Here is a 15323-nt window from a genome sequence, read left to right on the forward strand (position 1 = left end):
ATTCGCCACGGGTTTCAACCCGAAGCAGGAAAGGGAGCGTGCAAGACCTGATCTACCGCTTGAAGCAACCCCAAAAGTCGAGCAGCGTCAGTTGGTGGCGCCGACCGTCATCTCGTCGGGAATGTCATCGAGGCGCACGAAGTTGTAGCCCTTCGCCTTGAGGTCGAGAATGCCGCGCGCGACGCCGGCGCCGGCCGCATGTGTCGGCTGGTTGATATGGGCGATGATCACGTCGCCGTCCCGGGCATTGCGGATGCGCTTCTCGGCCATCGTCGCGCCCAGCAGCGAACCGCCGTCGCCGTTTACCGAATAGCCTGCAATGCGGTAACCCATCTCGCGGATCTGGCTCATCGAGGTGTGGGTGTATTTCGCCGTTGCGCCGCGGAACCAGCGCGGCGCCGCAAGGCCGTGCGCCTTGATCGCCGCCGCACCACCTTCGACCTCGGCTGCAACGGCAGCACTCGAACCGGCAGCCGCCAGCCCATAGACGGAAACCTTGATGTCGATTGGCGGCACGTGCATGGCGCCGTGATCCTCGATTTCGAAGAGATCCGGATGCGCCTTCATCACCTCGACCACCAACCCGTTGCGCTTCAGCCACCGCGCCGTCACGAAGATCGTCGCCGGGATGCGGTTTTCGATCAGCGTGCCGAGGATGCGCATGTCCGTTGCGCCACTGCAGGCATCGAGCGTCAACGCCACGCGCGGCGGTTGATCCTTGCCGGCAGGATTGCTCGGAAGCCGCAGGTCGGGCTCGACGAGAGCCGGTGCCGCATGGGCGGCCGGGGCGAACAGGACAAAGGAGGCAAGGAGCAGAGCAGTGGTTTTCATGGCAATCCTGGAAAGAAGTCTCGGAATGAAACGGCAGAAACCCGCCCTTTGAAAGGCGGGTTTCGCATATTCTAAGCAGACGCTCGAGCCAGGCTCGAACCTGTTAGCGCTGGGCGACCGGGCGAACGAGCGGCGTCACGCGGCGGATGGTCACGCGGCGGTTCTGCTGTTCGGCGGCCTCTGTGCGAACCTTGAGGAAGCGCTCGCCATAGCCCTGGGTCACCAGGTTTTCGGCAGGAATGCCGTAGACCTCGGTGAGCAACGAGGCAACCGATTCGGCGCGCTGGTCCGAAAGCACCAGGTTCGACCGGTCGGAGCCGACGGCATCCGTGTGACCTTCGATGAAGAAGGTTTCGCCCGGATCCTTGGCCAGCACCTTTTCCATGGCAGCTGCGACGCCGCGCATGGTCTTGGCCTGAGACATCGACACTTCAGCGCTGCCCGTCGGGAAGGTGATGGTGTCGAGGTCGATGCGGCGGACCTTGTCACGCAGACGCGCGGAGTGACGGACCTCGTCGATCGAATAGACACGCTCGACGCGCTCCACCGGCGGCTCGGCCAGGAAGTCGTAGTAGTCGCGGCCCGGGTCCTCGGAGACATCGGCGATGTATTCGCGAACCGGGATGCGCAGGCGCATCGGCGGCAGTTCGTAGCCGACGTCGATGATCGCCGGACGCGGACCTTCGTCACGCTCGGGCGCGTAGATCATCAGGTACTCGTTGCCATCACGATCGACGCGCGAACGCTGCAGGATGTCGCCATAGCGGTTGTAGATCGTCACGATCCGGTAGCCACCGGGACGAACGATGGTCTCGCGGGTGCGGCCGCGCGGAAGCTGGTCGTAGAAGGTTTCTTCCGCATCGCGACGAAGGCGCGGTCGGTCGTCGCCGCGAACGAAGATCTGGTCACCGACGCCGAGGATGATCCGGTTGTCGATCTCCTGCACCACTTCAACATTGGTGATGTTGTTCGTGACGTTGTTGACCGTCGTGTTGTTGTTAATCACCGTATTATTGATGATGGTGTTGTTGACGATGTTGGTCGTCTCGGGAACGGCGAACACCGGCACTTCCTCGACGCGTGTCCCCTTCTCGGCCAGGTTCGCCTCGATCTTCTGCGGCAGGTCTGCCTGGATTTCGGCCGGCATTTGCGCTTGGGAAGAAGCGTCATCAGTCGGCGCCGGCACGGCTTCCTCCTGCGCGCGCAGCTCTTCGCGCAGTTTCTGGCGGTCTTCGCGCGACTTGTTGCCGCCGGCATTGTCGGCGTCCTTGTCGCTGTCGAGAACGGCTGCACCGTTTTCAACCGGAAGGACGACGGTTTCGTCGCTCGCTGCCGGATCGTCGGCAATCTTCTGCTTTTCTTCCTCGGTCCGGGTCTCGACGATTTCCGGGACGGGCTGGACCTCAGGCTGCTGTTCAGCCGTCGCCGGCTGCTCGGTACCCGGAACCGGCTGGCCCTCGCCCGTCTGCGGTTCGCCGGTCTGCGGTTCGACAGCCGGTGCCACGGCTTCGCCGGCATTCTGGCCGTCGGTTGCCGGCGGCTGCTCGCCTGCCTTCTGTTCCTCGGTCACAGCAGGCTGTTCGCCGGCATTCTGACCTTCGGTTGCCGGCTGCTGGCCGGTCGTTGCTTCGCCACCAGCCGGCGGGCAAGCGGTCGATGCGTCCTGGCCTTCCGGCACGACGCATTCGCCAGCCTGAGCCTTCTTGGCTTCCTCAGCCTGGCGTGCGGCCTCTGCTTCGGCAGCCTTCTGCTGTTCGGCGGCCTGGCGGGCGGCTTCGTCTTCTGCAGCCTTCTGCTCGTCTGCGGCCTTCTGCTGAGCTTCGCCTTCAGCAGCCTTCTGGGCTTCAGCGGCCTTCTCCTGCTCGGCGGCCTGGCGTGCAGCCTCGTCTTCAGCAGCCTTCTGCTGTTCGGCGGCCTGACGGGCTGCCTCTTCGTCGGCAGCCTTCTGGGCCTCGGCTTCAGCGGCCTTCTGGGCTTCCGCGGCCTTTTCCTGTTCGGCGGCCTGACGCGCGGCCTCTTCTTCAGCAGCCTTCTGCTGCTCAGCCGCTTGCTGCTCCTGTTGCTGGCGCGCGGCCTCCTCTTCCGCCGCCCGCTGGGCTTCCGCGGCCTTCTCCTGTTCGGCTGCCTGGCGAGCGGCCTCCTGCTCGGCGGCCTTCTGCTGCTCGGCCGCCTGGCGGGCAGCCTCCTCTTCGGCAGCCCTCTGCTGTTCGGCCGCCTGCTGCTCCTGCTGCTGGCGCTGCGCTTCGGCTTCCGCCGCGCGCTGCTGCTCCTCTGCGGCACGCTGTTGTTCTTCGGCTGCGCGTTGCTGCTCTTCGGCCTGGCGCTGCTGCAGAAGCAGCTCTTCCTCGGACGGCTGGCCACTCCCTTCCTGCGCCACCTCGAACGGCTTCATCAGGCTGTCGGCAAGGGCTGGTTGCACCGCAAGCGACACCGAGAGCACCGGCAGCGCCACGGTCGCGAATAGTCTGGATCGAATCGACATTGTCTTCCTTCCTCGTCCTGGGAGGTCCCTTACCCGCCACTGTTACCCACCGGACAGCCGGTTCGGCAACAGAGACAGGCGTGAATTCTCAAGGGCTTTGTTCCAAGGTTCCGGCTTTTTTGTGTTGCCCGCTTCAAGAGCCGCCAACGCAACGCCCGAACCTGTGATCGGTTCCCGCAATAGGCCTAGCCAAAGCAAGATTAACCGCTGCTGAACGCGGCATTCATGTTCGCGGCGAGCATGGCCGATGCAATCTCCGGTCGAATTTCTTTTCCCGGTGGGCGCCGTCGCTTTCCAGTTGATTTTTGCCGGAAAACAGTACGAATATCGCCCCAACCGGTGGCAAGCGCCCCGGTCAAGATAGGCATCCGTGAAGAACAAGAAACCGGATGTCGGCCAACAGAGAGGACTATCATGCGTATTTCCAGACGGCTGGCAGCCGCCGCATCGGCTGCCGTTTTCGTGCTCATGGCTGGATCTGCCATGGCAGATGGCGAAAAGGTCGTTATCGGCACGGAAGGCGCCTACCCGCCCTTCAACAACCTTGCAGCTGACGGCACGCTGACCGGCTTCGACGTCGACATTGCCAAGGCGCTTTGCGTCGAGATGAAGGTCGAATGCACGTTCGTGACGCAGGACTGGGACGGCATCATTCCGGCACTTATCGCCAAGAAGTTCGACGCCATCATCGCGTCCATGTCGATCACCGCCGAGCGCAAGGAAAAGGTCGACTTCACCAACAAGTACTACAACACGCCGCCGGCGATCGTGGTGCCGAAGGATTCGCCGATCACCGAAGCAACCGAGGCAGCCCTTGCCGGCAAGACGCTCGGCGCCCAGGGCTCGACCACCCACTCCAACTATGCCGAAGCGCATATGAAGGAAGCGGAAATCAAGCTCTATCCGACGGCTGAAGAATACAAGCTCGACATCGTCAACGGTCGCGTCGATGCCGTGATCGACGACGTCGTCGTTCTCTCGGAGTGGCTGAAGTCGGCAGACGGCGCCTGCTGCAAATTGCTCGGCACGCTGCCGGTCGACCCGGTCATCAACGGCGAAGGCGCCGGCATTGCCGTGCGCAAGGGCGACGACGCGCTGCGCGAGAAGTTCAACAGGGCCATCGAAGCCATCCGCGCCAACGGCAAGTACAAGGAAATCAACGAAAAGTACTTCCCGTTCGACGTTTATGGCAGCTGATCGACGGCTTCCGGCCTGTTTTCCTAGTGAATCATGCCGGAAAAACGTTGGTTGATGAAAAAAATGCAACGGCGGATGGCTTGCCCTTCCGCCGTTTTTGTTTGACAAGAACCTAAAACATAAGCGCGATCCATTTTCATAAGAACAGCGCAAAGGGGAATTCTCTGACATGAGCGGGTTATTTGCCGGCTTCTATTCGATCCTAGCTTGGATCGGCTCCATCGTGGATCCATTTTGCGGCCCGGTCGGCGTTTTTCGCTGGTTTGCATCGGGCACGCTTCTCGCCTGCGGCGACGCCGGCTGGGGCGACGAGATCGCCTATGGCTTCGTCGTCACCGCAAGCCTTGCCATCGCAACCTTGCCCGTCGGGCTGTTGATCGGCTTCTTCGTCGCGCTCGGAAAGCAGTCGGAAGAGCGCACCGTTCGTCTCGCATCGAACATCTACACCACCATATTCCGCGGCCTGCCGGAGCTCCTGACGCTGTTCATCGTCTACTACGGCTTGCAGATTTTGGTGCAGCAGCTCCTGGCATCGTTCGGTTACGACGGTCCCGTTGAGATCAACGCCTTTTTTGCCGGCATGATCGCGCTGGGTGTGGTCTTCTCCGCCTATTGCTCCGAGGTTCTGCTGTCGGCTTTCAAGGCGATCCCGCATGGCCAGTACGAGGCCGGTGCTGCGCTCGGCCTGCATCGCGGCCGCACCATGCGGCTGATCATCCTGCCGCAACTCGTGCGCATCGCCCTGCCAGGCCTCGGCAATCTCTGGATGGCGCTACTGAAAGACACGGCGCTCGTCTCGGTCGTCGGCCTGCCCGATATTCTGCGCCAGACCGGTATCGCTGCCCGCGTCACCAAGCAGGCCTTCGAGTTCTTCGGCATGGCCTGCGTCCTCTTCCTCCTTCTGGCCATGGTTTCGTCAATCGTATTCTCGAACCTTGAACGCTGGACCAAGCGTGCGGAGATGGGCCGATGAGCTTCGTCGAGACGATGATCCCGCCGCAGGCACCGCCACCGGCGCCACCCAAAGCCTACACGCTTGCGCGCTTTGTCGGCAGCGTGACGCTCGGCATCTGGCTGGCCCTCGGCGTCGGCATATTCCTGACCGTCGTCAACGGCTGGGACCCGGCGAAGTTCGCCAAATACGGTCCGAGCTTCCTGTCGGGCCTTGGCGTCACCCTGATGCTGGTCGCCTGCTCGGTCGTGCTCGGCGCCATCCTTTCGCTGCCGATCGCGCTCGGTCGCATGTCGAAGAACAAGATCTGGTCCTGGCTTGCCTACGCCTATGTCTACTTCTTCCGCGGCACGCCGCTGATCGCCCAGTTGTTCCTGATCTACTACGGCCTCGGCAGCTTCCGCCCGCAACTCGAATCGGTCGGCCTCTGGTGGTTCTTCCGTGAAGCATGGAACTGCGCGCTCTTCACCTTCACGCTGAATACCGCAGCCTATCAGGCGGAAATCCTGCGCGGCTCGATCGAGAGTGTGCCGCGCGGCCAGCGCGAGGGTGCTGCCGCCCTCGGTCTGCCGGAGCGCGTCGCCTTCTACAAGATCATCCTGCCGCAGGCGATGATCGTGGCGTTGCGCCCCTATGGCAATGAGATCATCCTGATGATCAAGGGCTCGGCCATCGTCGCGATCGTCACCGTCTTCGATCTGATGGGTGAAACGCGCCGCGCCTTTTCGCGCACCTTCGACTACCAGATGTATGTCTGGGCGGCGATCCTCTATCTCCTGATGGTGGAACTGCTGCGCAATGTCTGGGCCTGGCTGGAAAACCGCCTGACGCGGCATCTGAAACGCTAGACTGTCGTTTCGACAAGACCAAGTTGAGACAAAAGGCTTGGCAGCACTCTTCATCGAGCGCTGCCAAGCCTTTGTTATTACGCCTAAAGTTTCAGGTTGAAGCAAATATTAGAACTTGATTAATAAATCAAGCGTTTCATCATAAAGACCAACCTTTGCGAGAAGTGAGGTTCATATGACGAACGAAATGGAACTGCAGTTGAAGGGCTACGGCATGACCACGGCCCAGATCCTCTACCGCATGCCGGATCATCCGACATTTCTGCAGACCTTTATCTGGCAGCACTACGACATCGCTCCGGATTTCCCGGAGATGCGCGGCTTCCTGAAGTTCTGGCAGGAAAAGCTGGATGGTCCACTGCATTCGGTCCGCTACGTGCATCGCAAGCTGATATCGGCCACCGAATGGCGGGCGCTCAAGGGCGAGTTCATTCTCAACTGAACCCGCCAAAGAATGCATAATTCCTCAAGTCGGATTCGATTTGGGGGAAATGGTCCGGCGAAGTTGAAGCCTTACGCCGTCCCCGGGCATCGTCGTCGAGGCGCCGTGCTGTTGAAGAAGACGCGAGCAGATCTGGCGCATGATACCGACGTCGATCCGAGTGTTCTGGCCGGTCCTGTAAGCACCGCGGTCGGTCGCCAGGAACGCGACCGGTTCGACCATCTCTTCCGACGTGCCGTGGCGCTTCATAGGAATGCGATTACGCCGTTCTTCCGTCTCCGGCAGCCTGTCGATCCCGGGCAGTCATCAGCAGCAACCTCAAGCGACAAACTCTGAAGAAGGATACACATCCTTTTCGGACGGGCCGCATCAGACGTGCACCTCGCCGTGGGCAAGCTCGCCCTCGCCTCGCTCCTTGTGCAGCGAACCGTAGAGCACGACGGCATAGAACAGCACCACCGCCAGTATGACCGGCCAGCCCGGCAGCGGGCCGAGCGCGGCATTCTGCGTCACATCGGCCCAGGAACGCACATGCCCGAACGGCTCGCCGTTGGACGACAGTTTCGGCGATGAAATCTTGAGCGCCCAGGCGAGCAGCAGGATCAGATACATCCAGCAATAATTGCGCTGCAGCCGCCGGCACACCGCCTCGCGATAGCTCATCAGGAAGGCCGGCTTGCGCAGGCTCTTGGCGATCGAGGCGGCCCAGTTGAGGTTCGGCGCGCCATCCGGAGCCAGGATCTGGGCGAAATACCCGCGCTCAAGCTGACGCACCCGGGCGCGGTAGACATCGAAGAAGCGGTAGCGCCGCGCCTCGATCAGGAGCAGCAGCGTGATCAGCAGCATGGCAAACAACAGCACGCCGTGATGCGAGGATGGCGTCGACAGTGAGACGGACAGGAGGGCGGCGACCACGGTGATCGCCCAGTTGGACGTGCGGTCGATGCGATCCCGCCAGCCGGCCATCCGCCCCATCTCGCCGCGATAATAGTGCACGACGGCATTGATCTGCTCCTGCGACGTCTGGGGCAGCGGCGGGCCTTTCAGCTCCTTGATTTCCGTGCCAACGAGCAGCGGACTGAGTTCGGCAGCCATCGGCATTTCCTCCGTCTTTTCTTGTTGTTGCGATCATGAACCCTTTCCGGGCCGGGATAAATCCCACGCTCGCCGCTTGCCTTCTTTTTTCGTTTTTCGGCACCCTGCCGACGCCTGATTTCGTCCGGCCGCAACGGCAGCACATTGCCAAAGACCGCCTTCGGACGTAAGAAGCGCCAATGACCCAGAACACCACGAAAATCGACGAGGAAGCGTTGGCGGAAGCCTACAACCGCGCCCTCTCCCTGGAAAAATCCGGCAACTTCGATGCTGCGGCCGATGCCTATGCCGAAGTGCTGGCGCTCGATCCCGAGGATCACGGCGGCGCTTCCGTGCGTCTTGCCTCGATGGGGCGCGGCGAGACGCCGGTGAAGGCGCCGGACGCCTATGTCGCCACTCTCTTCGATCAGCACGCTGACGTCTTCGACAACGTGCTCGTCGAGCAGCTTGGCTACTGCGTACCGCTTCTGGTGCGCCAGCGCCTGCAGGCACTCGAACTCGGCCCCTTCAACCGCGTTCTCGATCTTGGCTGCGGCACGGGCCTGACCGGCGGCGCGCTGCGCGACATGGCCGAAGACATCACCGGCATCGACCTCTCGGAAAACATGGTCGAGCTCGCACACGAGAAGGATCTCTACGAGACCCTCTACGTGGCGGAAGCCGTCGATTTTCTCGACGACAATGACGACGAGCCCTTCGACCTGATCGTCGCAACCGACGTGCTGCCCTATATGGGCGCGCTCGAGGCGCTGTTCTTCGGCGCCGTCGACAATCTCGTGCCAGGCGGCCTGTTCATCTTTTCGAGCGAGACCCTGCCGGCCGAAACCTTTGCTGGCCGCCCCTTCATGGTCGGCCCGCACCAGCGCTTCGCCCATGCCGAGACTTATCTGCGCGAGCGCCTGACGGCGACCGGCTTCGAAGTGATCGAGGTCGGCGACATCACCGTGCGCATGGAAGAGGGTGAGCCGATCTCCGGCCACCTCGTGATCGCCCGCTTCAAGCCATAAGCGACACGACAAGATCAACGACGGAACGGGATCCACCCGTTCCGTCGCCCCTTTCCCGCATCCGCGCCATCAGCTAAACCTCACCCAAAGCAATTGGGAGTGTTCAGGAAATGGCAAAGGTCGCATTCATCGGTCTCGGCGTCATGGGTTATCCCATGGCCGGCCACCTCAAGGTTCGTGGCGGACACGTACTGACGGTCTATAACCGCACCTTCGCCAAGGCCGAAAAGTGGGCTGCCGAATTTGGTGGTCGCGCCGTCAGGACGCCGGCGGAAGCCGCCGATGGTGCCGATTTCGTCTTCGCCTGCGTTGGCAATGACGACGACCTGCGCTCGGTCACCACGGGCAAGGACGGCGCCTTCGAGACCTTGAAGGCCAACGCCATCTTCATCGACAACACCACTGCCTCGGCCGAAGTCGCCCGCGAACTTTATGAGGCAGCCACGAAGCGGGGCGCCCATTTCATCGATGCGCCCGTGTCGGGTGGCCAGGCCGGCGCTGAAAACGGCGTGCTGACAGTGATGTGCGGCGGCGACGAGCCCGCTTTCGAGCATGCCAGGCCGGTGATCGATGCCTTTGCCCGCATGGTCGGCCTGATGGGCCCGGCCGGCTCCGGCCAGATTACCAAGATGATCAACCAGATCTGCATTGCCGGGCTCGTCCAGGGGCTCGCCGAAGGCATCCATTTCGGCAAGAAAGCCGGCCTCGACATCGAGAAGGTTGTCGACGTCATCTCCAAGGGGGCTGCCGGATCCTGGCAGATGGAAAACCGCCACAAGACGATGAATGCCGGCAAATATGATTTCGGCTTTGCTGTCGACTGGATGCGCAAGGATCTCGACATCGTCTTGACGGAAGCCCGCCGCAACGGCGCCAAGCTGCCGGTGACCGCCCTCGTCGACCAGTTCTATGGCGACGTCCAGGAAATGGGTGGAAACCGCTGGGATACGTCCTCGCTGCTGGCACGACTGGAAAAATGACGCTCTCGCCGACCTCGAGTGCCGAAGACATCATCACGCACCTGCGGGCACAGCGCTCGCAGGAAAATCTTGCCGGCATGGCGCGGTTCGGCATCGTCACCGATACGGCGCTTGGACTCTCCAATGTCGAGCTGCACCGGGTCGCGCGGCAGGTGAAGATCGACCATGCCCGCGCGCTCGAACTCTGGCAGTCCGGCATCCGCGAGGCCCGCATCCTCGCCGCCTTCACCGCCGACCCGAAAATGCTGACGCTCGACCGGGCAAGGCGCTGGGTTGAGGATTGCAATTCCTGGGAGATCGTCGACACCGTCGCCGACCTCTTCGTCACCGCGCGCTTCGAGCAGGTGCTGATCCCGGAATTTGCGGCGGATGATCGGGAATTCGTTCGCCGCATGGCCTTTGCCATGATCGCGACGGCAGCCGTGCATCTGAAGAAGGAGCCGGACGCCAGCCTGCTTGCCTTGCTGCCGCTGATCGAGCAATACGCCGAGGACGAACGCAACTTCGTCAAGAAGGCAGTCAACTGGGCGCTGCGCCAGATCGGCAAGCGCAGTGCCGCCTGTCATGGCCCGGCGCTGGCACTGGCCGGGAAGCTTGCCGGCGGCAACGACCGCACGGCAAGATGGATCGGCAAGGATGCGTTCAGGGAACTGAGCAGCGACAAGATCAGGGCGAGGCTCGGCATCCACGATGGTGTCGCTGAAGACACAGAACGCTGAAGCGGCGCGTTGACGAATCACGATGGCAACGCCATCCTTTTTTAAAGGCGTGGCCTGCGCCCAACCTCCGAGGACCTTCCCCAGCAGGGTCTTAAACGGAGGCAAAGGGACTTCTGTCTCGGGTTACTCGTCTTGGTCCGACCGTCTCGGGCGTGTTGCTGGGGAACTGACGCCTGCGACGTGAAAGGCCCGACAATGACCAAAAATGCAAACTTCAAACGCCGAGTCCGTGCGCGCGCCGCCAGAACGGGCGAATCCTATACATCGGCACTCAGGCATATCCGGCAGATAGAAGCCGACCATCCGACCATCGGGTCCGTTCGGCTTGCCGTGGCGCAGACTTCGCTTTTCAACGATCCTCGCGATGCTTCCGGCCTCCGGGCCAGCGGTACTGAAATGCGCCGCCTGATGCGAGACGCACGCGCTGCCGGAGCACGGCTTATTCACTTTCCGGAGGGCGCAACGTGTTCGCCCAACAAGCGGATCATGTCAGAAACCGGCCCCGGAGAAATTGGCCTGTCCGATTGGACCTGGTTCGAGTGGACGGTTCTGCGCGACGAGTTGGACGCAACCAGCCGCGTTGCCCGCGAGCTCGGGCTGTGGACGGTATTCGGCTCGGTCCATCGACTGAGCGCGCCGCACCGGCCGCACAACAGCCTCTACGTCGTCTCCGATCGCGGGGAACTCGTGACGCGCTACGATGAGCGCATGCTGTCGAACACGAAAGTCTCCTACTTGTACACGCCGGGCAATGCACCGGTGACATTCGAGATCGATGGCATTCGTTTCGGCTGTGCCCTTGGTATGGAAACGCACTATCCGGAAATCTTCACCGAGTACGAAGGACTGGATGTCGATTGCGTCCTGTTCTCGACAACGGGCGAGACACCGTCTGCCGCGCCGGCTTTCGCCGCTGAGGCACTCGGGCATGCTGCAAGCAACACCTATTGGGTCAGCTATAGTGCCCACGCGCCGCAAAGCGTCGCCTTTCCCTCGGGAATTGCGGCACCCGATGGCCGCTGGACCGCGCAATGCCCGCCCGACGGAGCGGCCGCCATTGCAATTGCCGACATCGAAATCGATCCAATGCAGCGTGCACGACTGTGGCGGCGAACGGCACGCGGCGATCTTTATGCACCGCATCAGGTGCTCGACGACCCGAGAAGCGACGGTCGCAACACGTTCTGAGAAAGTCGCGGCGGGCGGCGGCGACCGCCACCCGGCTGTCAGCTTCAATCCTCGCTGGATTTCGCCTGGTCGATCATCATGTAGTCGAGCGGAAGCTCGGTCGTGTACTTAATCTGCTCCATGGCAAAAGCAGAGGAGACGTCGCGGATCTCGATCTTGGCGATCAGACGCTTGTAGAAGGCGTCATAGGCGGCGATATCGGGAACGACGACGCGCAGGAGGTAATCGACGTCACCGCTCATGCGGTAGAACTCGACCACTTCGGGGAATTCGCCGACCACTTCCGAGAAGCGGCGCAGCCATTCGATCGAGTGCGTATTGGTGCGGATGGAGACGAACACCGTCACCTTGGTGTTGATCTTGACCGGATCAAGCAGCGCCACGCGGCGGCGGATGACGCCGTCCTCTTCCATCTTCTGGATGCGCCGCCAGCAAGGAGTGGTCGACAGGCCAACCTTCTTGGCGAGGTCGGCAACAGCCAACGTGGAATCCTCCTGCAACAGGCGCAGGATTTTGCGGTCTAGGCGATCCATGAGTGTCCCTCTCGAATTATTTTTCTTTCTATAGCGCGAAATCGGCAAAGATAAAGAATAATTTTTCAGGAGATCAACAGGCTGATCCGCTCGCGCAAAAACGGCAGGACATCCGCCTCAAACCATGGATTGCGCTTCAGCCAGCCGGTATTGCGCCAACTGGGATGCGGCAGTGGCAGGATCGCCGGTACGGCGTTGCGCATCGCGTATCGGCGCCAGCCGGCAACGGTCTCGGTCATCGATTTCGGACAATCCGGCCCGATGTGCCAGCGCTGCGCATAGTGGCCGATCGCCAGCACCAGTTCTACCTGGGGCATTGCTTCCATAACCCGCGAACGCCAGAAGGGGGCGCATTCGCGGCGAGGCGGCAGGTCGCTGCCATGGGCGTCGTAGCCGGGAAAGCAGAAGCCCATCGGCGCGATCGCCAGCTTGACTCTGTTGTAGAACGTCTCGCGGTCGACGGCGAGCCACTGCCGCAGCCGGTCGCCGGAAGCGTCATTGAACGGCAATCCGCTTTCATGAACCCTGAGACCAGGCGCCTGACCGGCCAGCAGCACCCGTGCGGATCTTGAGATGACGGCCACCGGTCGCGGTTCGTGCGGCAGGCGGTCTTCCGGCCCGCGAGCCGGTTGATCGCGACAGATGCGACAGGCAGCGATCGCGGCGCGGAGCGGTCCGAGATCGTCCTGCTCCTCATGCATCGCCAATCCTCGCAAACAGTGCCGAGAGCTGCTCGAACAGCCAAAGCCGGATTGCGTCCAGCCAGCCATCAACCACATGCGGCGTCTCGTCCGCATGGCCGTTGGCCCGACGCCAGGCTTGCGGCCGGGTGAAATCGCCGGCCCAAAGCCCAACATTCTGTTCTTCCGCCGAAGCTTCCTCTTTCTGGTAGCGGCCATAGCTGACGGCATAACCGGTCGCCACCATCTGCCGTCCGATGTCCCTCCCATTCGTTTCGCACGTACCGAGGTCGCGACCATATTTGTCGCGTCCGTGCAGGCGACAGACCGTCGTGCCACCCGACACCATCGTGCGCAGTCGCTGGCGGGCGTCAGCCCCACAGTCCCATTCCGCGCCTTGGCGGTTGCAGGTCTGGCCGATCTCGGGAGCATCGATGCCTTCGAGGCGTATGCGCCGGCCGTCGAGACGCAGGCTGTCGCCATCGCTTGCGCTCGCCACTCCCGAGAGCTCGCCTGTGACGGCGCGCTCCGGCGGTGGCAGCTTCGAGGCGAAGTAAGCGCCGACGCAGAGCAGCAGAAAGAAGATCCAGCCACCGATGGTTCCCATCCGGCCGGCAGGAGCGCCACCCTCAGCGCCCCTTCTGCCGCCCGTGAAGCGATATCTTGATCTGCCCGATCTCAATTTGCGGCACCCTTTGGTTTTGCAACGCCCGATCGATCCGGCAAATCACGATCGCGCCACAATGGTTGTCGAATCCTTCATGTCAGGCAGCAACTTCTTAAGGATTGCTCACTAGACTGCAACCAGCTGTAACCTTTGCATATATGAGCATGAGTATCGCCGTCAGCACATCGACAGATAAGATTATTGTCGACAAGTCGCGAAGCCATCGAAACAAGGCTGTTTCGAAGACGGTACGCGCGACGCGCGAACGGCTGCAAACCGGTTCGTCCGCGCCTTCCGGCTTCGAACGCGAAATGCTCAATCTCTATATCGGCTCGGTATTGCATGGCGCCATCGCCATGCCGCTGCTGGTGGCTCTCATTACCGCCGTCGGCATTTACCTCTCCGGCAATCTGAGCATCGTCGTCTGGGCCGTCATGACACTCTCGGCCCACGCCATTACCGTCTTTCTGGCGCGAAAGGCGCGCAAGGACGAAATCGCCGCCGACAAGGTGCCGGTCTGGCGTCGCCGCTTCCTGATCGGCCAGCTGCTGATGGGGCTGTGCTGGGCAACGTTCATGACGCAGGACTGCGCGGCCTGCGGCGACATTCGTTACGGCTTCTTTGAAGGTACGGTATTGCTGATCGCGCTTGCCGCCACCGCCATGGGCACCTTCCTCCTGCGCAACGCCCTGCTCTACACCTTCCTGCCTGTCGTGGCCGCCCTCGCCTTTTCGTCGCTGACGACCGGCGATCCGGTGCATGTCGGCCTGACCGGCGTGATTTCGCTTTCGCTGCTCTTCCTCGTGTTTATGACCGACCGCATGAACCGCGCCAATGTGCATATTCTTTCGATGCAATCGGAGAAGGACGATCTGATCGCCGAGTTGGAAGTGGCGAAATCCATGTCCGATGAAGCCCGCAGGCGCGCCGAGGAAGCCAACCTTGCCAAGTCGCGCTTCCTGGCCTCGATGTCGCACGAGCTGCGGACGCCGCTCAACGCCATTCTCGGCTTCTCCGAAGTCATGTCGACGGAGGTGCTTGGGCCGCTCAACAACCCGACCTACAAGGAATACACCAGCGACATCCATCGCTCGGGCGAACACCTTCTGAACCTGATCAACGAGATCCTCGACCTCTCGCGCATCGAGGCCGGCCGCTATGACCTCAACGAAGAGGCCGTCAGCCTTGTCGATATCGCCGACGATTGCATCGGCATGGTCCAGCTTCGCGCCCGCGCCAAGACGATCGGCATCAACGCGCAGTTCGAACAGGGCATGCCGGCCGTCTGGGTCGACGAAAAGGCCATGCGCCAGGTCATCCTGAACCTCTTGTCGAATGCGGTTAAGTTCACAAGTTCGGGTGGCGAGATCACCGTCAAGGTCGGTTGGACGGCCGGTGGCGGTCAATATCTCTCGATCAAGGACAACGGCCCCGGCATTCCCGAGGAGGAGATCCCGATCGTGCTCTCCGCCTTCGGCCAGGGCTCCATCGCCATCAAGAGCGCCGAACAGGGCACCGGTCTCGGCCTGCCGATCGTCCAGGCAATCCTCGCCAAGCACAATGGCGAGTTGATCCTGCGCTCCAAACTGCGCGAAGGCACGGAAGCCATCGCCATCCTGCCGGCCCGCCGTGTGCTCGAAAGCCTGCCGGCCGTCGAGGACGTGCCCGCCCCTGCCCGCCGCCGCAAGAGCTTTGCTTGATC

At 62.0% G+C, this 15323-nt stretch carries 16 protein-coding genes; 9 read left to right on the plus strand and 7 right to left on the minus strand.

Going from position 1 to position 15323, the window contains the following annotated elements; all coding sequences use genetic code 11:
- Positions 1 to 87: 87 nt before the first annotated feature.
- Both AC07UR_RS09805 and AC07UR_RS09810 read right to left on the minus strand, forming a co-directional pair.
- A complete protein-coding gene (locus tag AC07UR_RS09805) occupies positions 88 to 831 on the minus strand; it encodes a polysaccharide deacetylase family protein (RefSeq protein WP_209791303.1) in 744 nt (247 codons plus the stop codon).
- 103 nt (positions 832 to 934) lie between these two features.
- Entirely contained in the window at positions 935 to 3313 is a 2379-nt protein-coding gene (locus AC07UR_RS09810) for an OmpA family protein (RefSeq protein ID WP_209791304.1), read from the minus strand.
- Between the two features lie 414 nt (positions 3314 to 3727).
- On the opposite strand from AC07UR_RS09810, the gene AC07UR_RS09815 reads away from it, so the two are divergent.
- From AC07UR_RS09815 to AC07UR_RS09830, 4 genes are all read left to right on the plus strand, one after another.
- Positions 3728 to 4510 carry an ABC transporter substrate-binding protein gene (locus AC07UR_RS09815; protein WP_209791305.1) on the plus strand — a complete coding sequence of 261 codons (783 nt, stop codon included), beginning with the start codon at positions 3728 to 3730 and terminating at the stop codon, positions 4508 to 4510.
- A gap of 169 nt (positions 4511 to 4679) precedes the next feature.
- A complete protein-coding gene (locus tag AC07UR_RS09820) occupies positions 4680 to 5483 on the plus strand; it encodes an ABC transporter permease (RefSeq protein ID WP_209791306.1) in 804 nt (267 codons plus the stop codon).
- Entirely contained in the window at positions 5480 to 6310 is an 831-nt protein-coding gene (locus AC07UR_RS09825) for an ABC transporter permease (RefSeq protein WP_173420157.1), read from the plus strand. Before AC07UR_RS09820 ends, AC07UR_RS09825 begins: the two co-directional genes overlap by 4 nt.
- Before the next feature lie 175 nt (positions 6311 to 6485).
- On the plus strand, positions 6486 to 6752 hold the full coding sequence (locus tag AC07UR_RS09830; RefSeq protein WP_077503719.1) for an usg protein: 267 nt from the start codon (positions 6486 to 6488) through the stop codon (positions 6750 to 6752).
- A gap of 24 nt (positions 6753 to 6776) precedes the next feature.
- On the opposite strand, the gene AC07UR_RS09835 is transcribed toward AC07UR_RS09830, so the two are convergent.
- Both AC07UR_RS09835 and AC07UR_RS09840 read right to left on the minus strand, forming a co-directional pair.
- Entirely contained in the window at positions 6777 to 7055 is a 279-nt protein-coding gene (locus AC07UR_RS09835; protein ID WP_412728397.1) for an SDR family oxidoreductase, read from the minus strand.
- A 66-nt stretch (positions 7056 to 7121) separates the two neighbouring features.
- The gene (locus tag AC07UR_RS09840) at positions 7122 to 7847 is read right to left on the minus strand and encodes a DUF2270 domain-containing protein (protein WP_209791308.1); all 726 of its coding nucleotides are present in this window, start codon (positions 7845 to 7847) and stop codon (positions 7122 to 7124) included.
- Between the two features lie 179 nt (positions 7848 to 8026).
- Between AC07UR_RS09840 and AC07UR_RS09845 the strand changes: the two genes are divergently transcribed.
- From AC07UR_RS09845 to AC07UR_RS09860, 4 genes are all read left to right on the plus strand, one after another.
- Positions 8027 to 8854 (plus strand): class I SAM-dependent methyltransferase, encoded by an 828-nt coding sequence (locus AC07UR_RS09845; protein ID WP_209791309.1) that lies wholly within the window; start codon positions 8027 to 8029, stop codon positions 8852 to 8854.
- Between the two features lie 110 nt (positions 8855 to 8964).
- Complete coding sequence (locus AC07UR_RS09850; protein WP_209791310.1) at positions 8965 to 9834, plus strand: NAD(P)-dependent oxidoreductase; 870 nt, start codon at positions 8965 to 8967, stop codon at positions 9832 to 9834.
- Positions 9831 to 10553, plus strand: a complete 723-nt coding sequence (locus AC07UR_RS09855; RefSeq protein ID WP_209791311.1) for a DNA alkylation repair protein — start codon at positions 9831 to 9833, stop codon at positions 10551 to 10553. The genes AC07UR_RS09850 and AC07UR_RS09855 overlap by 4 nt, the downstream gene beginning before the upstream one ends.
- Positions 10554 to 10748: 195 nt before the next feature.
- Complete coding sequence (locus tag AC07UR_RS09860) at positions 10749 to 11741, plus strand: carbon-nitrogen hydrolase family protein (protein WP_209791312.1); 993 nt, start codon at positions 10749 to 10751, stop codon at positions 11739 to 11741.
- Positions 11742 to 11785: 44 nt separating this feature from the next.
- Here AC07UR_RS09860 and AC07UR_RS09865 read toward each other — a convergent pair whose 3' ends face one another.
- The 3 genes from AC07UR_RS09865 to AC07UR_RS09875 all read right to left on the minus strand — a co-directional run bounded on the left by AC07UR_RS09865 (position 11786) and on the right by AC07UR_RS09875 (position 13561).
- Complete coding sequence (locus AC07UR_RS09865; protein WP_025427268.1) at positions 11786 to 12274, minus strand: Lrp/AsnC family transcriptional regulator; 489 nt, start codon at positions 12272 to 12274, stop codon at positions 11786 to 11788.
- A gap of 65 nt (positions 12275 to 12339) precedes the next feature.
- Positions 12340 to 12975, minus strand: coding sequence for a uracil-DNA glycosylase family protein (locus AC07UR_RS09870; protein ID WP_209791313.1), 636 nt, complete (start codon positions 12973 to 12975; stop codon positions 12340 to 12342).
- On the minus strand, positions 12968 to 13561 hold the full coding sequence (locus AC07UR_RS09875) for a thermonuclease family protein (protein ID WP_209791314.1): 594 nt from the start codon (positions 13559 to 13561) through the stop codon (positions 12968 to 12970). Before AC07UR_RS09875 ends, AC07UR_RS09870 begins: the two co-directional genes overlap by 8 nt.
- Positions 13562 to 13785: 224 nt before the next feature.
- On the opposite strand from AC07UR_RS09875, the gene AC07UR_RS09880 reads away from it, so the two are divergent.
- Entirely contained in the window at positions 13786 to 15321 is a 1536-nt protein-coding gene (locus AC07UR_RS09880; RefSeq protein WP_494700038.1) for a sensor histidine kinase, read from the plus strand.
- Positions 15322 to 15323: the final 2 nt, after the last annotated feature.

The sequence above is a fragment of the Ensifer sp. GW821-FHT05G01 genome (assembly GCF_059419585.1).